The following is a 21,627-nucleotide window of genomic DNA, read 5'->3' as shown; positions in this document are numbered from 1 at the left end:
CCAAAGTGCGCAAACATCTCATATATTCAGCGCGGTGATTTCACCCACTGGGGCCACAGCCAAGAGTTGAGAATGGACCAATCAGGCACATGACCCCGGGCATGGGACTCACCTAGCACCCCGTGACACCCAGCCGATATTCTGGGAAGCACCTCACCCCAGACGCGGACACATGGAGGTCACGCCCATATCTTCGCCACGTTACGAGCCCGACCCGCGCGATTTCGGCCCGCCCACGCGCGGCCCACACGACGTGGACCCGCGAGGCGATAGCTCTCCTGACGGCAGCGTGCGCTTTGACGATGCCGAAGCCGCCGACTCAACCGTGCCTGAGGCGGACTCCGACGACGACGCCCCGCACGATCGACCGGAAAAATACTCCGGACGGCACGAGGGCTCGGACCGATTCAAACAGTTCACCCGCGCTGGCATCGTCCTGACCGCCGTGACCGCACTGGTCGTCAGCGGCGGCTTTGCCCTATACATGTACTCGGATTCCACCGAGACCGACGGCGCGATCGCCACCGACTCGATGCCCGAACCGTGCGAATTCGTCGCCGGGCCAGTGGCCTCCGACGACGAAGAGGACATCGAGGAAGACAGCGACGAGAGCGACGAGGACGAGGCCGCAGACGAACCACTCTTGGCCGGCTGGGTCTCCCAGGAAGTCAGCCGCGAAATAGACCGGCGCACCGAAGAGTCCATCCAGTACTTCTCCTGCATCTACTCCGCCGAGAATTCCTCGGCCGAGCGGGAGTACCGGCTCCTGACGCTCTACTCGACGCTTGAAGTACACGAGACCGTTCCCGCCGCACGCGAGGCCCACACCGGAGCCTTGCAATTCGAAACCGGCGAGAACCGCCGCGTCCAGACCGCTGGGGGCATCGGAGAACGAGCCGCCATCATCCCCATCGTGGGCGAACCCGACCGGCAGGAGATCCGGCTATACCTGCAAACGGCCAACGCCACGGCATCACTGAGTATTTTTGTCTCCGGCGTACCACCGGAAGACGGTGACCTGACCGCACTCGTTCGCCAACTGGCCATCGACCTGGTCGATTCTCTCCCTCGCGAAGGGTAGGCCCGCTCCATATCCGCCGAACTGGCCCGGCACGGCGGCACACCAGCGCCCACCCGGAGAGGGTGGCGTTTCCGAGCCAGTCTCATGGGGCACTCATCATCCATAGCCATGCACTTATTAAGCTGCAGGAGTACCACCCTTCTGAGCGACGTCGGCTCAGAACCACACCGGAGGCGATGTGAGCGGCACTCAATTCGGAACTCCTTACGAACACGATCCTCGTGAGGACGACAACCACCGGGGACACGGTGCCCAAGGCCGACCCGGCCCCGGTCGCCGCCCGTATCCGCAAGGGCAGCCAGGAGGCCACCCAGGGGCACAGCCCCCGCAGGCTGGGCGCGGTCGTCACCCTGAAGAGGGACGCCCGGCCGCCGGACGTCCCCAGCCAGGCAACTACCCACCGGGTGGTCCGCAAGCAGGTCGTCCCCAACGAGGGCGCCCACAAGCAGGTAACTCCGGACAGCATCCACAAGTCGGCCGCACGGGCCAACATCCGCAGGTAGGCAATTCCGGCCAGCACCCACACGTGGGTCGCCCCGCCACGCCTGGGGCCGCCGCCGGTCGCCCGCAGGCCGGGGCTGGACCGACCGGCGGCGAGCGCGGACAGTGGAGCCCCCGGGCAGGCTCTCCACCTCCAGCCAGCACTCCACCGGGCTTTGGCGCCCCTCCCCGCCCAGGGCCAGGGGAAACCAACTCTCCCCCGCAAAGCCCAGTGCACGAAGTGCGACACCAGACCGGAGCCTTTGACCTCGTCGACCCAGCCGAACCACCAGAGACGGCCTCGTTCGGGGCCGACCCCGACGGCGGGTTCGGATCAAGCCAGTCATGGAACGGCCAAGACGAAGGCACCGAACTGATCGGAAAACTCGGCTACGTTCCCAAGGAAATGCGCGGCGAACGCGGCGCCAAGAAAAAGTACCGCTCCTTTGGGCGCAAGAAACGATCCAGCCCCTGGGCCAAAGCGGCGATCGGGGCGGCCGCGCTGGCCCTCCTGGGCGGCGTCGGCTGGTGGGTATGGCAACTGGGCGACGACGAGACCGAAGCCGATGATGGCCTCACCTACAGCGCGCTCGAGACCCCCTGCGACATGCTCGACTTGGGTCCCCTATCGACCTGGGCAGATGTCGACTCGCCGGACCGAATCGACGAGCCCGAACCCAATGAGCGCAACTACGGCACCGAACAAAAGTGCAGCTACGGATGGAACCTCGACAGCGGGACGGGGATGACCGTGGACCTGGAGTCAACGGTCTTCGGTGCGGACGCACGCGCCCGCACCAACCACGACATGAGCACCCGCAACCTCGCTGAGGAAACCGGCTGGGACCTATACGACTCCCCCGACCTGGGAAACAACACCGTAGCCGCGGTTCGTAGCTGGTCGGCCGAGACCGGGTCGTCGAACTACCAGGTACACGTGCAAGACGCCAACATGTATCTGGTCCTACGCCTGTCGGTCTACAGCGAAGTCAGCGACGAGGAGCTATCCGAATCGGCCAACGCGATCGTGGAATCGTACTTGCTCAACTGGCGCGACTAAGCACCTCCGGAGCACCGCGATCGGTGCCACCATGATGTTTGTGGGGTGGGAGTCTTCGGCTCCCACCCCACAATATGTCTGCTGCAAATACGCGGATTCAAAGCCAAGAGGCAAGGCTTACGCCGGTGAACAAGTCGACGAGAACGCCAATGGCACCAGCCACCGCCCAAAGCTAGTAGGTGCGCATCGCCTGTCCGAACATCTGCGACTCAGTCGAGGTCGGAGAAGCCCAGATGTAGCGCTCGCTGGCCCCGGTACGCAGCAGGGCGATCATGTCGTCATGCAGCATCTGGAGCCACTGCAAGACCTCGGAGTTCACCCGCAGCAGCTGCCTGGCTGCCCCAGCCTCCTCCTGCGTCAGCCGCTGAATCACGGTCATATACGCGCCCGAGGTTGAACTGTCGCCATAGGTGGTCAGCCGCGGCAACACCGTCAACTGAGTACGCCACGGCCCCAGCACCGGAGACGTCGTCGTGCCACGTTCGCCGACGTCATAGACGTACAGCGCTGGGGAGTGCTGGCTGGCCTCGACGGTCACCGGGCGGTCGCCCTGAAGCACCGCGAGGCGGTCGCTGCGCCCGGTGGCCGCCTCCCCGAGCCCATTCCACTCCTGCGGGCGCACGGTACACACCGCGACCCGCGCTCCCAGCGCTAGTGCTCGGAACACCAGCAGCCGTGCGAGATAGACGCCACCGATCATGGCGACCTTGGTGGGTTCGGGACGGAAGAACGGGGCCACAACAGGAAGTTGTTCGGCGTCGCGTCCCATCACCAAGCCAGCCGGGGGCGAGGTGCTCGTCATCAGTTCAAGTGCCCGCGCGGTGGGCAACTGCGGCTGCGGACGCATCTTGTCGACAGGTTTACCGGCCTCGATGGCCGTGGAGACGGCCTGTTCGGTGACGGGAAGCCCATAGACAGTGCCGGAACTAGGCGTGCTGGAGGCCTGCCCGGAACCAAACAGCCCCGACGTTGGCAGCCCGGAGTTGGGCTGGCCAGAGACCGGGGCGGCGTTGGGGGCGAAGGCTCCGGAGTAAGGCTGGCCAGAGTAAGGCTGGGCCGAATACGGGTGGCTGGAAACGGGAGCGACCGAGTGGGGACTGCCCGAGATCGGTTGTGCCGATACCGGAGCCACCGCGGAGGGTGGGGCGGACATGGGTCGCTGTTGCGGGTTCTGGGGTGGGGCCTGGGCGGCGGCACCCGGGGCCATCTGAGTGGCCGACATGTCAGGGGCGCTGCCCTGGGTGGACGCACCGGTTTGTGGCGCTGCCCCGCCGGGGCCAGCGACAAACCCACCAGTGGGCCGGGGGGCCTGGGAGGCTCCGCCGTACGTCGCACCTCCCGCAGGAGGTCGAGGGGGCTGGACCTGCGGCTGTCCCCGCTGCGGGCCCGCCTGTGGCGGCTGCGCCTGCGGCGGGCGCGGGCCGGCATGCGGCGGCTGGGGGTGGGACGGCTGCGGAGGACGCGGGCCTGCGGCGGGCACGGCGCCCTGGTAAGGAGGCTGTGGCGGGGAGGACTGCGGCGCTGACTGTGGTGGGGAGGACTGTGGCGCTGAGGGCGGCACTGACCCAGCAACGGGTCCCCCGGCTCCCAGTCGTGGCCTTTGCAACTTCATCGTGCCGGAATCTTCGCCATCAACCGGGCGACGGGAGGCCTCCGGCGAGCTGTGCCGACCTGTTTGTGGCGCTTCGCCCTCCGGCTGCGCGGCAGGCTGCTTCGGCGTTTCCTCGGAGTCTTTTTGTTCGCTGTAGGAACCGCCCCGGTAAACGCCGCCTTGATAGGTTCCGCCGCGATAGACGTTGTCGGAGTTCTGGTTACTCATCGGGGTCCTCCTCCGGTGGGGGCGGTCGCGTACGCGGCGGGGCCATGCTCGCCGTCCAGCCTCTCCAGCTTGACGCCGAGTTCATCGGCGACGTTCAGCAACTGGGTTTGGCCCGCGTCCCACGTTTGCTGGTCGAGGGCCATGCGCACGATGGTCTCGACGGCCAGCTGGCGCCCGGTCACTCGGCCATCGGCACTCACCGTGCCGACCGCTCCCGGGGTGACGACTGTGGACACGGTGGTGAAGGCGGCGGGAACACCGGCCAGTGCGTCCACCGAGCGTTTCAAGGTGGCTTCGTCAGTGGGCCACTTGACGATGCGATAGGAGACGTGGCGCAGACCGTCGGCATACCAGTGGTCCCAGTCCTCGCTGGTGCGTTCTCCGGGAACCGGCGCGAACGCCACGCCCAGCGACTGTTGCACGGCGTCGCGGAGGCCATCGGCGTCGAGGATGCGGTTGGGGACTCCCACGTTGGTCAGGAGTTTGCTGACACGGCTGGAGGTGGACGCGAGGGCCTTGTAGACACCTTCGACCTCTCCGCCGCGCTCAGAGGACGCGGCGCGGGCATCTTGCGCGCCCAGGCGCACCGACAGCCACGATTTGTGGTGGACTACGGCGGGGACTCCCCCGAGCAGTTCCTGATAGGAACGGGCGGCGGGCGACTTGTCGTAGGCGGCAAGGCCCACAGGCGTGGTGTGACCGACGATCTGCACTGCCGTGACAGGGACCGATGTCTCGTCGAAGAGACGTTCCAGCCGTTCCAGCGGGATCGCCTGTGTCACGCCGTCGGCGCTTCCGAGGGCGAGCACGGTGAACCATCCCCCGTTATCGTGCCCGATGCCGATGCTGTTGTCACGGTCTTCGACACCGTTGATCCCCAAGTCGGGAGCGATGCGGTGCAAGACATCGTTGGTTTGGTCGGGGTCCAGTGCCTTCACCCGAGCGCTGAGGCGATATTTCAAAGGCAACGTCTGGTACCACCAGCGGTCCCCGGATCGGATGAAGACCAGCACGATGATCGTCAGGGCGATCACGCCACCGGCGATCTGGAAAGGCAGGTCCAACATGAACCCGATCAAGGCCACCGCTAGGGCGATTTCGACCGCGATGAGCTGGAACAGCGTCAAAGGACCGACCCGGCCCGAAGACCGAACGGTGAACGCTACGGGTTCACCCACTCTCTGATCGGTTACCTGCACAGATGCGGTGCCGCGGGCTTGTTGGGGCGACTGTTGCATCATCGTCATTTACGGACACGTCCCATCGGGGGAGAAGGCGATATGTCGTCTACCATCGTAGGCTTTCAGCGCAAATCCTTTGCATGAGGCCACCGCGACGCGGCCGCCTCTTCCCAGGGACTTCCTCGAATTGCACCGAGATACATCCACCAGACTTATGCGTGCGGGTGTGAACATTCACCGGAGTAAACGACCCGACGAATACGCCGACGTTAGTCTCCACGGTGGACCCGCTACGCCATACCCTTATATCTTCCCCGTGCAAACGCGATTCGCCAACCCCGCCGGTGGTCAGATGTCACTTCGATCTCCTCGACTCGACCACCACCGAGAACACCCTATGTGTTCTGTCGATGACCCGATTTGCATAGTGGCAGTTGGAAGGGGGCTCATCCGGTCGAGCCAACCCAGTGGACAAGAGACAAAGGCATAGGACGGTTAGAATGAGTTCCGTGCGCACCCTCAAGCAGATTCCCCGCTACCTAGCCGTCATTTTGATGGCGATGACCCTCGTTGTTCTGCCCGGTTTGGCCTCGCCCGCGTTTGCCGACGAATGGCCCGACGAGTGCAGCCCCGGCTCCGAGGGAACGGCGTTGAACCAGACTCCCTGGCACGTGCAACGAATGAACTTGGACCTGGCTCACCCGCACTCGCGCGGCACCTTTCCCGACGGAACTCCGGTCAAGGTGGCGGTCCTGGATTCAGGGGTGGCCATGGATCACCCCGCGTTTGGCGGCAGGGTGATCGAGGGCGCGGACGGGCACTCCAGCGATGCTCATCATGGCGGATGCGACAGCGACGGTCATGGCACGGTAGTGGCCGGAATCATCGCTGGTGGTTCCGAGGAGGGCGTCCGCTATACGGGTATCGCCCCCGAGGCGGAGATCATCGCCTACCGGACCCTGCCGGCGGCGGAACTGGTGATCTCAGAGTCTGATCGGCCTCTGGTCTCGTTGGCCATTGAGGAATCGATCGACCTTGCGGTTGCCGCCGGTGCCGATGTCATCAACATTTCGGCCGGCTCCATGCACACCCCTGGCCTCGAGGCCGCCGTTGAACGAGCCTTGGCCTCGGATGTGGTGATCGTGGCGGCGGTGGGCAACGAAAGCGAGTTTCTCGATCAGGCACCTTCGGATGTGCCCGCTTACCCGGCCATGTACGACGGTGTGATCGCGGTGGGAGCGATCGACGGTTCGGGAGCCTGGAACGCGATGTCCAACTACGGCTCGGCGGTGGAGATCGTCGCACCCGGTATCGACATCAGCGGCCCGGCTCCCGGAGGCGCAGGCTACATTCACGGCGTCAACGGAACCAGTTTTGCCACCCCCCAGGTGTCGGGCACGGTCGCGCTTATGCGGGCAAAGTTCCCCGAAATGACCGTCGATGAGATCCGGGAGCGCCTCTTTGCCACCGCCGACCCCCCAGGTGGGCCGGACAACAACTTTTACGGCTGGGGCATCGTCAACACCTATCGCGCGTTGACTGATATGGACCCAACGCCGCTCACCGGCGATGAGGAAGGTAACGCGGTCCAGCCGCAGGAGCAGACAGTCGAGCAGTGGCCACGGGTGGTTGACCCGTTGCGGGAGACGAAGATGGCCGCCGCGTTCACCTTGATCGGCTCGGTGGCGCTCATCATCGTGGTGGTGGTCCTGCGGAAGCTCGTTCCGGTGGGACGCTCCCGTGGATGGGCTCCCGGCACGCGCAAGAACCTCGACGAATAGAGACGGACGCGCTGAGGGGCCTCTAGGTGTTTCTAGGGGCCCCTCAGCGCGTCCGAGTATCCCGGTAGTACTTGGAACGCGAGATGCCCAACTTTGCGGCCCCTCAGCGCGTCCGGAGTATCCTCTTCGCCACCAGCGCGGGTTGAGGCATCGCTACCGAGGTTTATGCGTTCGAGCGGATTCTAGGTCACAGGTGGCAATGCGAGGGCTAGTCCGCAGGCTGAGGAGTACGTGGTAGCTGCCTTTCGTAAGCGCTGCGCGTTTCATCATCGTGGGCCATCGTGCCTCTACAATGGCCCAACTAGGTGGGCAAGTAGGTTTCCCCGGCAGTCCACGCATTGTGTTGAACAAGGACGTAGCGTTGCTTGTTTTACGCCACTTCTATCCAACTTCGCGAATACGAATCTGGCGAATCGCGCGGCGGGAAGATCTATTTCAATACAGAAGCATCAATATGATTGACCGCTCCCATTCCTCCCAACCCAATCCCTATATGAGCAGTATCGCTTAACTCACATTCACCGAAGAGTAAGACTCGCTTGAGGTTATTAAGGATGGAATTCTGTGCGCCACCCGCGGCCCACCCGGCAATCCATACACAAAAAAACTTGGGTGAACCCCGCGTGTGGGTTCACCCAAGTTCGTAGCTGAGATGAGGTGGAGCGAACTCTCCGTTACTCGAAGGTATTCCAGCGAGCTCTGGCACAACGTCGAGCTCCACCTACCGGTGAGATAACTTCGAGGTGACGTGAAGTCATCCAGGGGTCTAGCCCCAGCTGGAAGCGTTCCGCATTTCAGTCTCGCGGTAACGCTCTTTGGCGTTGTCAACAGCCTTGGAAATCATAACCAGAATCTCGTTCAGGTTGTCCATGGCGGTGTTCCACTCGGCCTTGTGGGCCTGGTAAGCGCCGCGGTCTTCACCTTCCCAGTCCATCGCGTCGAGCATTTTTTCCAGGTCGGCCAGCATCGATTCAATCTGCTGCTCGCGACGGTGGAGCTCCTGAGAGGACTCTTCCAGCTGTGCGTAATTTAGTTGAATACGGTCACCCATTGGTGTTTTACACCTCGCCTTCGTTAATTAGGTCTAAGTTTAGAGAGCGTCGAACTTGTTGAACTCGGCTGCTTGCTCTTGGTCTTGCGCCTCTTGCTGGTTGGCGCCGCCGTCGAGCATGTCAGCGATGTCGTCCAGAGCGGTGAGCAACCTGTTGGCGTTTTGGTCCCAGTGGTTCATCGCGTTTTGGAACGAAGCACCAGCTTGACCGGTCCAGCCAGCAGCCAGGTTGTCGCAAATGCCACGAATGCCGTTCAGTTCGCCATCAACGTCGGACCGGGTGGTCCGGACGTCGCTTGCCGCTTTGCGAACTGTCGCGGCGTCCATTGCTATGCCGCCCATGTACACCTCCTGTGAGTTAGACCGGGGGCTGAGGTCGACGGGTATCCATCCGCCTCAGGGGTTTCCCAGTGTGTTTGAACTTTATCGAAGTGGTTCAGTTCCACCATAACCCGATTAGGCAAACCCACCGGGTTGGCTTGCATTTCATAGCTTACTGGACTCACACAAGTTTGTGTCTCCTCACTTCGTGCCAGCACTCGCTCAAAACCTCAAGTAACTGTTCGTCGTGGCGTGAACACAAGTTGTGCGCCGGGCCCAGGGATGAAGCCATGAAGGCCAATGAAGCTGACCTAGAAGCCAGCATACTGACCTACGTCAACAATAGCGCCCCATACCCGAATTGTGGCCCCAGGGGACATACGGACCGCTTCAGTTGCCGCCACAGCGAAACAACGGCGACCCAATCGGAATCATCAGCACGACATGTGTGCAAGCGTTCTCACACAACGCTATGAAGTGTGGCCGGAACCAACCTTGATTCCGACCACACAAATGAGGGCTGTGCGGGCTTTAAAAGACCCACACAGCCCTCTATCGAATTTTGTTCGATTATTTGGACCGCATTATTGATGTGGCGGCATCAGTGCGGTCTGCATCAAATTCTCTCCGTCTTGACGGCGCACCAGGGTTCCCCGTCCTGGCGGCTGCGGGCTCGGCCGCAGCTGACCGAAGACCGGTCCCTCTTCTTTGCGGCCACTCATGAGCAAACCAGGGGACTCGATCTGCTTCATCGCCCCGATGATCGGATCCATGCTCGCGCGCGAGACGCCCGAGCAACGGCGCGCCACAATAATGTGCAGACCGATGTCCCGCGCCTGCGGGATGAACTCCGCCAGGCCCTGCATTGGGTTACCTCGGGGCGTCGCGACCAGCTCGTAGTCGTCGACCACAATGAACAACTCGGGGCCCGTCCACCAGCTGCGAGCGCGCAGCTGCTCAGGGGTGACATCGTCACCGGGCAGGCGTTTCTCCAAGGGACCACGCATCTGTTTGCAGGCGTTGTCGAACTGGCGCGCGGCCATCGAATAGTCCAGCAAGAAGTCTTCGCTGAACTCCCCCAACATGCCGCGCCGATAGTCGGCCATAACAATCTTGGCCTCGCCCACCTTGTACTTCTCGGTGATCGACTTGCAAATGAGGCGCAACAAGTTGGTCTTGCCGCACTCCGAGTCGCCAAACACCATCAGGTGCGGCGTCTCGTTGAAGTCCAGATTGACCTGTTTGAGGCCAGCCTCGTTGATGCCGATCGGGATGCCGGGCATATTGCGATCGACAATTTCCCAGTAGTCGCGCAAATGCAGCTCGCGAGGCAGCAGTCGAACCTTCGGGCATGGTTGACCCTGCCAGGCTTCTTGGACTCGCTTGACGAAGTCCGCCACTCCCGGCTGTAGGTCGTCGCCGTCGCGGATACCGTCCACCCGAGGCACACCAGACATAAAGTGCAGCTTCTGGAGTGACAGACCACGGCCTGGGCGTCCCTTGGGGACGTTCTGGGCGTGCTTGCGGTCGATCTCGGACTCTTGGTGATCGGACAGCTTGAGTTCCAGCTTGGTGCCGAACATGTCACGCATGTTCAGACGAATGTCGCCCCAACGGCTACAAGTCACGATGACGTGCACACCAAAGGACAGGCCTCGGTTACCGATGGCCATGATGTCATCGACAAACTTCTCGAAATCGTCGCGCAGTGTCAACCAGTTGTCGATAACTAGGAAGACGTCGCCCCACGGGTCCTCGGCAAACTTGCCCTCGGCCTTCATTTTCCGGTAAGTGCCCATGCTGTCCAGACCCTGAGCGGTGAAGAAAGCCTCGCGCTCGTCCAAGATGGTCATGACCTCTTGGATCGTGCGCCGCACTCCCTCAACGTCACGGCGGCCGTACACGCCCGCCACATGCGGTAGGTCATTGATTCCGCGCAAGGTACCGCCACCGAAGTCCAAGCAGAAGAACTGCGCTTCCCGGGGCGTGTGGGTCAAGGCCAACGAGCCGATCAGGGTACGCAGCACAGTGGATTTACCCGACTGCGTTCCACCGGCGATGGCCATGTTTCCACCCGCGCCAGCCAGATCGATCGACATCGGTACGCGCTTTTGCTCGAACGGACGGTCTTCCTCGCCCAGGATCGCGGTGAGCTTGCCGTTGAGGTGCCATCCCGGGGCACACAGACCACGGTCTGCCGTGACCTCCATGCGTGGGACCAGCTGGTCGAGCGTTGGCGGGTCCTCCAACGGCGGCAACCAGACCTTGTGCGCGGGACGGCCATGGCCTTTCATGCGGTCGACCAGCACGTCCATTTGCGTGATCTCTTGGCCCTCTTCGATTCCCTCGATCACCGGCGGCAGATCGGCGGCTGACTCGGCCGGGTCCGGCTGCGGTTCCTCTTCGGGTTCTGGTTCCCTCGGGGGCTCCACGTAGCCAGAGATGAACCGCTGCACCTTGTTTTGCACCGCCGCGACGCGCTGGGCTCGGGACACGGCCACGTCTTTGCGCGGCTCGTATTCGCCACCGGCGTAGGCGGCACGAAAGCGCACCAAGCCCTCGGTACCAACTTGGAGATAACCGTGGCCGGGTGCCTGCGGCAGCTCGTAGGCGTCGGGAACACCCAGCACGGTGCGCGATTCCTGCGCGGAGAACGTCCGCAAACCCACCCGGTAGGACAGGTAGGTGTCCAAGCCGCGCAACTTGCCTTCCTCTAGTCGCTGGCTGGCCAGCAACTGGTACACACCGATCGAACGGCCGATACGCCCCACCTGCAAGAACAGGTCGATGAACTCGGGCTTGGCGACCAGCATCTCGGAGAACTCGTCGCAAATGATCATCAACGCGGGCATCGGGTCGAGCGCGGCTCCACCCAGGCGGGCCTTCTCGTACTCGGTGCGGTTGGTGAAGTTACCGGCCGAGCGCAACAGTTCCTGGCGGCGCACGAGTTCACCCACGAGGGCGTCCTGCATACGGTCAACCAGCGCGATCTCGTCGGCCAGGTTGGTGATGATGGCGGACACGTGCGGCATGTCGTCTAGGGCGGCGAACGTCGCACCACCCTTGAAGTCGACGAGGATGAAGTTCAGTTCCTCTGAGGAGTGTGTCGCCGCCAGCGCGGCCACGAACGTCCGCAGCACCTCGGATTTACCCGATCCGGTCGCGCCAACGAGCAGGCCGTGTGGGCCCATACCGCCCTGGGCGGCTTCCTTGAAGTCGACGTCGACAACGCCGCCGTCGGCGCCGGGGCCGATGGGGACCTTCAGGAACTCCTTCATCGACTTTTCTTTCCAGTGGACCGTGGGGTCAAACTGGGCCATGTCGGGGATGCCCAGCAACTCGGTGATGTCGATGGTCTGGTTGAGTGAGGCGGAGACGCCACCGGGGCCCTCTTCGGTGCCGGCTTCATCGCCCGATTGCTTTCCGAGCGTGAGTCGCCATGGGGCGAGCTGGCGGGCGATGCCTTCGGCTTGGCCCAGGGAAATTCTGTCAGGGGTGCCCAGGTTACGAACGCGGCCGCGTTGTTCTTCCCGAATGGTGTCTTCGGAGAGGTCCAGCAGTTTGTGCAACGGGCTGGGTTTGCGGGGCATGTATCCGGAGAAGTCGATGACGGTGACTCCGGCGGCTCCGTCTCCGGCGAGCACGGCCGCGCCTTCTTCGTTGCCGTCGTCGATCAAGACCACGATGTGTTTTTGGTCTTCGTCGGCTTTGCCCTGTTGGAAGTTGCCGCGTCCGTTGAGTTCTTCCCGGAGGCTGCGTTCCAGCTTTGGCACCGTGTCGTAGAACATACGCAGCGGTCCGGCGCCGTCGTTCTCACTGGGGTGCTGGACGTGGGGAGCCCATTTGAGCCAGTGCCATTCCTCTTGTCGCTCGGGGCTGGCCACTACGGCCACCAGCACATCGTCGGGCGAGTGCAGGACGAGCAGCTGGCCGAGCATGGCCCGCATGGTGCCTAGGACGTCCGGGCGGTCACCGCGCAGGGTGATGCGGCTGGCCGACATGAGGTTCAGAGGTCGGGGGATGTCGGGCACGTTGGAGTGGGCTTTCACGAACCGACGCAAGGCCATGGCGCTCATGGGTTCGAGGTCTTCGACCGGTTTGGTGTCCGGCGGGTTGATGCGCATGACCAGACGTTGCTGACCTATGCCTATGCGAAGGTCAAGGTAGTCGTCGTCGGAGGGGCGACGTTCCCACATGCGGCGAGAGCCGACGAGCGACCACAGGGCGTGGGCGTCGGGGTGGCGCCAGCGCTGGGCGCGCCACTGTTTCTCAGCACCACGACGGACTTTGCGTCGCACCTGGGCCAGGTATCGCATGTAGTTGCGTCGCTCGATGTTGAGCTCGGCTTTCTTATTGCCGCGGGCCCCGGAGATGTTCATGATCATCATGCTCATCATGGAGATGCCCATCATGCCGCCGATGACGTACATCAGCGGGTTGACGCTGCCGCCACCGCCGACGCCTCGTCCGGCGTACATGAGCATCATGGCCACCGCACCGGCCATCATGGGCAGGATCATGAGGACCTGCGCGATTGATTTGGGCTGCGGGTCCGGCATGTCCGGAGGTGATTCCAGCAGAATGTCGCCGCGTGGGGATTGCGGTCCACGCTTGCGTGGCTGTCGCCGGAACAGCTTGGTGGTCACAGTTTGCCAACTCCCGGGGCTCGGCGTTGACACGCCGAGTCTTTCGATTTTAAGGCGCCTACCACGTCGAACGCTTCGCGTTTCGGGGTGTTTAAGACGACGAGCTTTATCAAGTTTCACGCGCTGGGCAAGCCGAGGAGTCTCAAGCTCACATTTCTAGCGTCGGCACACCGAATATGTTTGCTCACAGTGTCCGGGGCACCGCTTCTTGGGTTAACGAAACGGCATTACGCCAGTTTTATTCCAGTTTACGGACGCGACCCGCCTAACGCTACTTCAACATCAGGGGACCAGTCCGCTGCCGGTGATTCCAACGCGAGACAGTGTACGAGCGCCGTGCTCACCACAGCCGGTTCGACTGATCCAGTATCTCAAACCGAGGATAAGTCAGCATCGCCATCCCTTCTGGTCACGGTGGCGTGATCTGTGGCCGTGCGCCTGTCGGGTTGGTGCGCGTCGATGTGCAAGCCCCCCTTATGCTGGCTGGAGAACCATCATCATGGACTGTCACCTTGTGCGACAGTCACATTTCGTTGCGTGATCATCGCGCCCGGCACCTACCTGAGAAGGGGTCGATGAGCGGTGGCCAACTCGAAAAACTCAAAGTGTTCGACACCTCGTGTATAAAAGTGGTCTGGGGGCCGTATTCCTCAGCCCGCGGATCGTTCCCACACCCCACTCCTGGAGGTACTTGCGGTGAGTAGCAAGGCGGCCACGCTAAGTCGGGTAACCATTGTTAGCCCGAAGACGCGTATCGACTTGGCATTGCCCTCCGATGTCCCATTGGCTGACCTGCTGCCCACAATTTTGCACCAGGCTGGTGAGTACTACTTGGACGAAGCCGCTGAGAACGGCGGCTGGATTCTGTCGAAGTTGGGCGACCAGCCGTTGGACACGGGTCACACTTGTAGTCAATTGTCTTTGCACGACGGTGAGCTTCTCTATTTGACTCCCGCCAACGACGCGAAGCCCGAGATCGTCTTTGACGACGTCATTGACGCGATCGCGACCGCCACCGAAAACCGTGGCAATCGGTGGGACCACCGCGCCACGAAGCGTTTCTCGGTCATGATCGGCACGTTGGCGATGATGGCCGGGGCCACCGCCATCGCTCTCACCGGGCCGCCGCATCTGCCGGGCGCTCTTGTGGCATTGAGCGGGGCGGCCGTGCTTATCGGTGCGTGTCTGCTGTTGTCGCGCGCGGTGGGCGACTCCCGGGCCGCCACTTACTTCGGCCTGACCGCTGTGGCCTACGCCGGAGTCGGCGGCCTCTTGGTCGCCGCCGGTGACCTAAAACTCACCGAGTTGTCCGCTCCGCACGTCCTGATGGCCGCCGCCACGGTCCTGTTGTTCTCTGTCTTGGCAATGCTGTCAGTCGGGGACTCCTCTGCGATCCCGGTCTTTATGACCACGTTGTTGTCATCCATAGTCCTAACGATTTCCGTGGGCGCGATGATGTTGATTCCCGGCGCGACGGCCTCCACCGGCGCGGCCATCGCCGCTCCGTTGGCGTTGGCTCTCATTCCGGCGGCGCCGAAGGTTTCGCTGGCGATCGCTTCGGTGCCGACTCCACAACTTCCGAACACAACTGAGGAACTAAAGGCTGGCGACGACGAACCGGTCGACGGCAAGCGGGTCCTGTCGCTGAGTGAACGCGCCGCCGACTATCTGGCGGCCATCTATTCGTTCGTTGCCATCGTCGCTGGTATCGCCGCCGGAGTCTTGGCCTTTTCGGGGCACTTGACCGGGCCGATCCTCGGAGCTGTCATCGGTTTGGTTCTCATGAGCCGCTCTCGCACCATCGACGATCGGGCCGCTCGCATCGTGGTCATGACGGCGGGAATGCTCGCGCTGGGAACGGTTATCACCGCGATCTTTATCGACGGTGGCCTCCTGGTCCGCCTCGTCGCCATCCTGGGCGCACTGGTGCTGGTCACCTTGATCGCGATGGTCTATGGCCTGGCCGTGGCCGGTAAGAAACTCGCCCCCACCTGGGGTCGCCTGCTCGACATCGCCGAGGCTCTTCTGATCGTGTCGATCCTGCCGCTGGTCGGCTGGGCCACCGGACTGTTCGCCTGGGGTCTGACCTTGCGAGGCTGATTCTCTCGGCCAACTCCGTCCTCGCCGACACAAAGACATAGGGCCCCGGCACACCCCCGCGACTCTTCAGCCGCTAACCCAGAAAGGTTCGAGCCACTATGGTGCAGATGCGCTCCCGCCGTGAACAGGTGGACGCACACCGCTATACGACGCAGCGGATGAACCTCGCGCTGCTTATGGCGAACCCCGAATCCACTGAGCGCCCCCTGCGTCGTGTCGGCATGTCCATTTTTGCCTCGACGATGATCATGGTCATCATCATGGGTATTTTTCTGTTGGTCGGTTTGCTGGGCTTTGGCTCCAGTGAGCCCGAACATGGGAATATCGTCATGGACCGCGATACCGGAGAGGTATACATCTACGAGCACCAAACGCCCGGTGACCCCAATTCGCCGCTGGTGCTCTTTCCGGTGTTGAACTACACGTCGGCTTTGCTGGCGTTGGACTTTGACCCCACCGGTGAGCCGCCGGTGCAGCGGCTCAAGCAGGACTCGATCGACCCGATTCCGAAGGCTCACCCCATCGGCATCGTCGGCGCTCCCTCAGCCCCCACCCGCAACCTCGACCAGGACAGCAAATGGAACGTCTGTTCCATTCAGGCTCAAGACGACCACGACTTCCTCTTCACGCAGGTGGCGCACGCCAATCTCTCCGGCGGAGAGTCACTGGCGGAAAACGAGGCGATGCTGGTCCACACCGAGCAAGGGGACCAGTATCTGTTGTGGAACAACCAACGTATGGCGATTCCCGACTCCAGTGCGCTCACGCCATTCGGATGGCATTCCTCATCGGACTCCACCGAGGTCACCAAAGAGTTCCTGAACACGCTGGTGGCCGGGCCCGACTTTTGGCACCCCGACCTACCCGAGTTCGGGGAGGATTCCGGTGAGTCGCTCAACAGCGAACCCATCGCGTATGGCACTCCGGTCACCGATGGCGAAAACCACTATGTGTTGATCCGTAACAGCGACGACAACCCTGAGTTCGCGCGCATCTCTCCCATGATCGCGCAGCTTTTGGAGGTTGACTCCGTGGGCGACCTCACGCAAGCTACGCTCGCTGAGCTCAGTCGCATTGGCACCGAAGCGACCGTCCACTTGGAGAACGCGAACTTCCCGCAAGACATCGACCAGTTGCGCACCCTGGACGGGCCGCGTCCGACTGTCTGCGGCGTCTTCGAACCACACTTGTCCCAGTCAGACTCACAGGTGAAGGTCACCACGTTCGCGGTTGCTCCCTCCTTCCTCACTGACGCGGCCGATAACCAGGAGTTCACCGACGAGGGCGACCTGATCACCGGTAACCCCGCGCAAATCGTCATGAAGGGCGGAACCGGCGCGCTGGTGCAGGCTCAGCCGCGACCGGGCCAGAACCTCGCCCCCGCCCAGTTCCTCGTCGATGACCTGGGCATCAAGTACGAGCTGGTCGACTACAAGGCACCGGGCGAGACGAAGAACAAGCTGGGCTACAACGATGTCGAACCCGTCGGCATACCCAGCTCGTTTATTCACCTCATGCCCCCGGGGCCAAACCTCGACCCGTTCGAGGCGCGCGGTCAGCTCAACCCGACCGAGGAATTCGACCCCTATGATCCCGGTGAGGACGACGAAGACGACGATGACGGCGACGGCGAGAGCGACGAATAGCCGCATCGTGTCCGCTTGATTTCGATGAGCCCGTAACGGAATTCGACTCCGTTGCGGGCTTTTCTCCCCGGCGGGACAACGACTGAAACTTGGCCACCTGCGTGTTAGCCTGAGGGGGCTCAACCATTGAGCACGCCCCTCACGCGTTCACGCGGGAACCGCCGGCTTCGACAACCGTCCCGGCGATGTCTAGCTGGCCGCTACGTCGGCGTTCGCCGGGGTCACCGCCGAGGTGAACGTTCTTTGCGGCGGCTGGAGGCGAACCACTTGGGCGCAGATTTCATCGAGTTTGCGACCGCACCATCTCCTGTAAAACTTCCATCGCCGAAGGACAACGCACATGTCATACCCACCGCCCGCAGGCGGGCAGCAGCCGGGCTGGGACCCGAACCAGCAGCCTCCGCAGCAACCGGGGTACCCACCGCAGCAGCAGCCCGGATACCCGCAACACCCGCCCATGGGTCCCCCTCCCGGAGGCGGCGTGCCGCCCGGTGGAATGCCTCCCTCATCCATGCCTCCCGGACATCAGCCTCCCGCAGGGGGAGGCGGCGGCGGATACCCGCCCTATGGGGCTCCGCAAGGCGGCTACCCGGGCGGTCCGCCGCCCAAGAAGAGCAGCACCGGCCTCATCATCGGTATTGGTGCGGGCGCATTGGTCCTGGTCATCGCCATCGTTCTGGTGATCGCTCAACCGTGGGCCTCCGACGGCCCCCGTAGCGGGGACTCGCCTGAGTCGGTCGCCGAGCAGGCCATGGAAGCGTTCTTGGAGATGCGCGCCAGCAACCCTGACGACATCGAGACCGCCGCCAACGCCATTCGTCCGTACGTGTGCTCCGATATGCGTTCCGAAATCGACGATATGGTCGCCGAGGCCAAGCAGGCGCAGGAAGAACTCGACCAGTTGGAGGAGTTGGGTTCCGAGTTTGGGGAGGACTTCGATTTCGAGATGCCCAACTACCCCAACCCGAACTTGAACTTCACCGCCACCAACTCCACCGTTGACGGCGACACGGCCACTGTCGAATACGAGGCCTCGTGGAACTCGTTGGAGCCAAGCATGGACGGCAGCTGGACCGAAGTCACCGAGACCGATTCGGGCACCATCGAGCTGAAGCAAGAAGACGGAACGTGGCTGGTGTGCGAGCCGTTCAGCGGCTAGCACCTGCGGGACATTCACACCAGCGAACGACCCTGTGACGTCATAAGACGTCCTCGGAACATGGGTGGGGCCCAACGCCATTGGCGTTGGGCCCCACCCATGTTCACTACTAGTTGGAGTGCTTCTTGACCGCCGCGCGGACGAGGCCGCCCTCACCGGTCTCACCAGTGGTCGCCTCAGGGCTCAGGGACGCGAAGTCAAGGTCCACCGCCAACGTCTCGGCCTGCACGAACTCGCGATGTGCTTCCACGGCCTGACGTACCTCGTCACTGACGTCGATGGTGACACGCACCCGGTCGGCGACATTGAGGTCGGCGTCCTTTCGTGCCTGCTGCACAACCCGGACCACGTCTCTGGCAGCGCCCTCGGCGGCCAGTTCCGGAGTGACCTCAGTGTCGAGCAACACCACTGCGGACTGGCCGGGCAGCGACTGCGTACGGTCAGCCGCGAGGGGAGTCATGGTGAGTTCGTACTCGCCGGCTTGGAGCTGGACGCCACCGGCGGTGACTGTGTCTCCCTCAACCTGCCAGTCTCCACTCTTGACCGCTTTGATGACCCGCTGCACGTCTTTGCCCAAACGAGGGCCCAGCACACGCGGGATCAGCTTCAGGTCGTTCTTCGAGTACGCGCTCAAGTCGGCGTCGAACTCAACCTGTTTGACGTTGACCTCATCAGCGATCAAGTGGCTAAACTGTCGCAGCCGAGACGCGCTCTCGGTGGCGACCGTCAGTGAGGCCAACGGCAGGCGCACCCGTAGCTTGGTGGCCTTACGCAGGCTCAAGCCCGCCGAGCACACCTCGCGCACCTCGTCCATCGCCGCCACAAGCTGCGGGTCCGATGGTAGGTCCTCTGAGTCAGGCCAGTCGGCCAAATGCACCGAGCGCCCACCCGTGAGGCCGCGCCAGATGTCTTCGGTGACCAGCGGCAACAGCGGCGCCGCCACCTCGCACACGGTCTTTAGGGCCGTAGCCAGCGTGGCGAAGGCCGCCTCGTCGCCCGCCCAGAATCGGTCGCGGGAACGACGCACGTACCAGTTGGTGAGGCTGTCGAGGTAGGAGCGGAAAGCCGTGGTCCCCGCGGCCAAATCGAACTCGTCCATTCCAGCGGTGACGTCCTCGACCAGCTGCCTGGTCTTGGCCAGCAAGTACCGGTCCAATTCGTTATCGCTGGCCAAAGCTGCTGCACGCGCCGCTTCGGGCGTCGTGGAGTACCCGGCCGCGCCGGTGTAAAGCGTGTAGAAGTACCACACGTTCCACAGCGGCAACATGACCTGTCGGACCGAGTCGCGCACACCCGCCTCGGTGACGGGCATATCGCCACCACGAAGCACCGGCGAGGCCACCAGGAACCACCGCATCGCGTCAGCGCCGTAGGAGTCAAACGTCTCGTACACGTCCGGGTAGTTGCGCAGCGACTTCGACATCTTCAGGCCATCTTCGCCCAGCAACGTGCCGTGAACGAGGCAGTTCTTGAAAGCCGGGCGGTCGAACAGCGCCGTGGCCAGGACGTGCATCGTGTAGAACCAGCCGCGCGTTTGCGCGGTGTACTCCACGATGAAGTCACCCGGGTAGTGGTGCTCGAACCAGTCGGCGTTCTCAAACGGGTAGTGCACCTGCGCGAACGACATCGAACCGGACTCGAACCAACAGTCGAGCACCTCCGGAACTCGCCGCATGGTCGACTTGCCGGTCGGGTCGTCGGGGTTGGGGCGAGTCAGTTCGTCCACGTACGGCCGATGCAGGTCGGTGGGCCGCACTCCAAAGTCGGCCTCCATTTGGTCAAGCGACCCGTAGACGTCGATGCGCGGATACTCCGGGTCATCGGAGATCCATACGGGGATCGGCGAGCCCCAGAAACGGTTGCGGGAGATGTTCCAGTCGCGCGCGCCCTCCAGCCACCGCCCGAACTGACCGTCGCGCACGTGGCTGGGGGTCCAGTTGATGTCCTGGTTCAGCTCCAGCATCCGGTCGCGGAACTTCGTCACGGCGACGAACCACGACGAGACGGCCCGCTGGATCAGCGGTGAATCACAGCGCCAGCAGTGCGGGTAATTGTGGTTGTACGTGTCGTGACGCAACATCTTTCCGGCCGCTTTGAGGTCGGCGATGATGGCCCTGTTGGCGTCGAAGACCAGCTGCCCCTCATAGGGCGGCACTTCGTCGCTGAACTGGCCGCGCGCGTTGACCGGCACGACCGGGTCGATGTCGGCCGCGTCGGTGACAAGTTTGTCCTCTTCACCAAAGGCGGGTGCTATGTGCACAACGCCGGTGCCGTCGTCGGTGGTGACGTAGTCGGCTTGCAGGACCTGGAAGGCGTTCTCCTGGTCGGCGAAGAAGTCGAACACCGGGTGGTAACGCTGGCCCACAAGGTCGCGGCCCAGGTAGGTCGCTACTACCGGCGGCTGCTCCCCCAGTTCCTTCGCATACGCGGCTACCCGTTCCTTGGCCAACAGGTACTTTTGGTCGCCTGCGGAGACCACGACGTATTCGACGTCCGGGTGAACGGCGGCGGCGAGGTTGGACGGCAGGGTCCAGGGCGTGGTCGTCCACACCAGCATCTGCACCCCGGCCAGGTCACCGTCGCGCAGTTCCAGGCCGACGGTCACGGCCGGGTCCTGTCGGTCGCGGTAGGTGTCGTCCATCTTGGTTTCGGTGGCCGCCAATGGCGTTTCGCAGCGCCAGCAGTACCACAAAACCCGGTAGCCCTCGTAGACCAAACCCTTGTCGTAGAGGGTCTTGAACGCCCACATGACGCTTTCCATGTAGGGCAGATCGAGGGTCTTGTAGTCATTGTCGAAGTCGACCCAGCGGGCCTGGCGGGTGACGTAGTCTTCCCATTCGCCGGTGTACTTGAGCACCGAGGCTTTGGTGGCGGCGTTGAACTTGTCGATGCCTAGGGCCTCGACGTCGGCCTTCGATTTCAGCCCCAGTTGTTTCTCAGCCTCGACCTCGGCGGGGAGGCCGTGGCAGTCCCACCCGAAGCGGCGCTCTACCCGGCGTCCACGCATGGTCTGGTAGCGCGGAACGATGTCTTTGACGTAGCCGGTGAGGAGATGGCCGTAGTGCGGCAGGCCGTTGGCGAAGGGCGGGCCGTCGTAGAAGACGAACTCGTTGGACCCGTTTTCGCCGGCGGGACGGTTCTCGATGGACGCGCGGAAGGTGTCGTCTTTTTCCCAGAATTCGAGAACTCGTTGTTCAACCTCGGGGAGGTTCGGGCTGGCGGGGACGCCCCGCGACGGGTCATCCATTGGATAGGCCATGAGAGTGTTGCTCCTCACACACCGGCTGTGGTCAGTCTCGGGT

General features: G+C 63.0%; 13 protein-coding genes. 7 read left to right on the top strand and 6 right to left on the bottom strand.

What is annotated here, in order from left to right; all coding sequences use genetic code 11:
* Positions 1-172 precede the first annotated feature (172 nt).
* From JQS30_RS03605 to JQS30_RS03595, 3 genes are all read left to right on the top strand, one after another.
* Entirely contained in the window at positions 173-1,081 is a 909-nt protein-coding gene (locus JQS30_RS03605; protein WP_213172031.1) for a hypothetical protein, read from the top strand.
* Between the two features lie 221 nt (positions 1,082-1,302).
* Complete coding sequence (locus JQS30_RS03600; protein ID WP_213172030.1) at positions 1,303-1,584, top strand: hypothetical protein; 282 nt, start codon at positions 1,303-1,305, stop codon at positions 1,582-1,584.
* A 23-nt stretch (positions 1,585-1,607) separates the two neighbouring features.
* A complete protein-coding gene (locus JQS30_RS03595) occupies positions 1,608-2,621 on the top strand; it encodes a hypothetical protein (protein WP_213172029.1) in 1,014 nt (337 codons plus the stop codon).
* A 172-nt stretch (positions 2,622-2,793) separates the two neighbouring features.
* Here JQS30_RS03595 and JQS30_RS03590 read toward each other — a convergent pair whose 3' ends face one another.
* Together JQS30_RS03590 and eccE are read right to left on the bottom strand one after the other, a co-directional pair.
* Positions 2,794-4,440: a hypothetical protein gene (locus JQS30_RS03590; protein WP_213173120.1), complete on the bottom strand. Its 1,647-nt coding sequence runs from the start codon at positions 4,438-4,440 to the stop codon at positions 2,794-2,796.
* A complete protein-coding gene (eccE, locus tag JQS30_RS03585; RefSeq protein WP_213172028.1) occupies positions 4,437-5,687 on the bottom strand; it encodes a type VII secretion protein EccE in 1,251 nt (416 codons plus the stop codon). Before eccE ends, JQS30_RS03590 begins: the two co-directional genes overlap by 4 nt.
* Positions 5,688-6,121: 434 nt before the next feature.
* On the opposite strand from eccE, the gene JQS30_RS03580 reads away from it, so the two are divergent.
* A complete protein-coding gene (locus JQS30_RS03580) occupies positions 6,122-7,402 on the top strand; it encodes a S8 family peptidase (protein WP_213172027.1) in 1,281 nt (426 codons plus the stop codon).
* A 766-nt stretch (positions 7,403-8,168) separates the two neighbouring features.
* On the opposite strand, the gene JQS30_RS03575 is transcribed toward JQS30_RS03580, so the two are convergent.
* The 3 genes from JQS30_RS03575 to eccCa form a co-directional block, all read right to left on the bottom strand.
* On the bottom strand, positions 8,169-8,453 hold the full coding sequence (locus JQS30_RS03575) for a WXG100 family type VII secretion target (RefSeq protein ID WP_213172026.1): 285 nt from the start codon (positions 8,451-8,453) through the stop codon (positions 8,169-8,171).
* Between the two features lie 39 nt (positions 8,454-8,492).
* The gene (locus JQS30_RS03570) at positions 8,493-8,795 is read right to left on the bottom strand and encodes a WXG100 family type VII secretion target (RefSeq protein WP_213172025.1); all 303 of its coding nucleotides are present in this window, start codon (positions 8,793-8,795) and stop codon (positions 8,493-8,495) included.
* Between the two features lie 563 nt (positions 8,796-9,358).
* Positions 9,359-13,420 carry a type VII secretion protein EccCa gene (eccCa, locus tag JQS30_RS03565; protein ID WP_213172024.1) on the bottom strand — a complete coding sequence of 1,354 codons (4,062 nt, stop codon included), beginning with the start codon at positions 13,418-13,420 and terminating at the stop codon, positions 9,359-9,361.
* Positions 13,421-14,116: 696 nt separating this feature from the next.
* Here eccCa and eccD point away from each other — a divergent pair.
* From eccD to JQS30_RS03550, 3 genes are all read left to right on the top strand, one after another.
* Positions 14,117-15,520: a type VII secretion integral membrane protein EccD gene (gene eccD / locus JQS30_RS03560; protein WP_213172023.1), complete on the top strand. Its 1,404-nt coding sequence runs from the start codon at positions 14,117-14,119 to the stop codon at positions 15,518-15,520.
* A 98-nt stretch (positions 15,521-15,618) separates the two neighbouring features.
* Positions 15,619-17,166, top strand: a complete 1,548-nt coding sequence (eccB, locus tag JQS30_RS03555; protein WP_213172022.1) for a type VII secretion protein EccB — start codon at positions 15,619-15,621, stop codon at positions 17,164-17,166.
* 340 nt (positions 17,167-17,506) lie between these two features.
* Complete coding sequence (locus JQS30_RS03550; protein ID WP_213172021.1) at positions 17,507-18,325, top strand: hypothetical protein; 819 nt, start codon at positions 17,507-17,509, stop codon at positions 18,323-18,325.
* A gap of 109 nt (positions 18,326-18,434) precedes the next feature.
* On the opposite strand, the gene ileS is transcribed toward JQS30_RS03550, so the two are convergent.
* Entirely contained in the window at positions 18,435-21,584 is a 3,150-nt protein-coding gene (ileS, locus tag JQS30_RS03545; protein WP_213172020.1) for an isoleucine--tRNA ligase, read from the bottom strand.
* Positions 21,585-21,627 lie beyond the last annotated feature (43 nt).

It is taken from the genome of Natronoglycomyces albus (assembly GCF_016925535.1).
In the GTDB taxonomy this organism is placed as follows: domain Bacteria; phylum Actinomycetota; class Actinomycetes; order Mycobacteriales; family Micromonosporaceae; genus Natronoglycomyces; species Natronoglycomyces albus.
Note: the sequence above shows the minus strand (reverse complement) of the source record. Positions and strands in the feature narration are given on the sequence as shown.

What these genes read in the sequence shown, in the direction of transcription:
- JQS30_RS03605 (WP_213172031.1), top strand. Translation starts at nt 173, where the DNA reads ATGGAGGTCACGCCCATATCTTCGCCACGTTACGAGCCCGACCCGCGC.
- JQS30_RS03590 (WP_213173120.1), bottom strand. Translation starts at nt 4,440, where the DNA reads ATGAGTAACCAGAACTCCGACAACGTCTATCGCGGCGGAACCTATCAA.
- eccE (WP_213172028.1), bottom strand. Translation starts at nt 5,687, where the DNA reads ATGACGATGATGCAACAGTCGCCCCAACAAGCCCGCGGCACCGCATCT.
- JQS30_RS03580 (WP_213172027.1), top strand. Translation starts at nt 6,122, where the DNA reads ATGAGTTCCGTGCGCACCCTCAAGCAGATTCCCCGCTACCTAGCCGTC.
- JQS30_RS03575 (WP_213172026.1), bottom strand. Translation starts at nt 8,453, where the DNA reads ATGGGTGACCGTATTCAACTAAATTACGCACAGCTGGAAGAGTCCTCT.
- JQS30_RS03570 (WP_213172025.1), bottom strand. Translation starts at nt 8,795, where the DNA reads ATGGGCGGCATAGCAATGGACGCCGCGACAGTTCGCAAAGCGGCAAGC.
- eccB (WP_213172022.1), top strand. Translation starts at nt 15,619, where the DNA reads ATGGTGCAGATGCGCTCCCGCCGTGAACAGGTGGACGCACACCGCTAT.
- JQS30_RS03550 (WP_213172021.1), top strand. Translation starts at nt 17,507, where the DNA reads ATGTCATACCCACCGCCCGCAGGCGGGCAGCAGCCGGGCTGGGACCCG.
- ileS (WP_213172020.1), bottom strand. Translation starts at nt 21,584, where the DNA reads ATGGCCTATCCAATGGATGACCCGTCGCGGGGCGTCCCCGCCAGCCCG.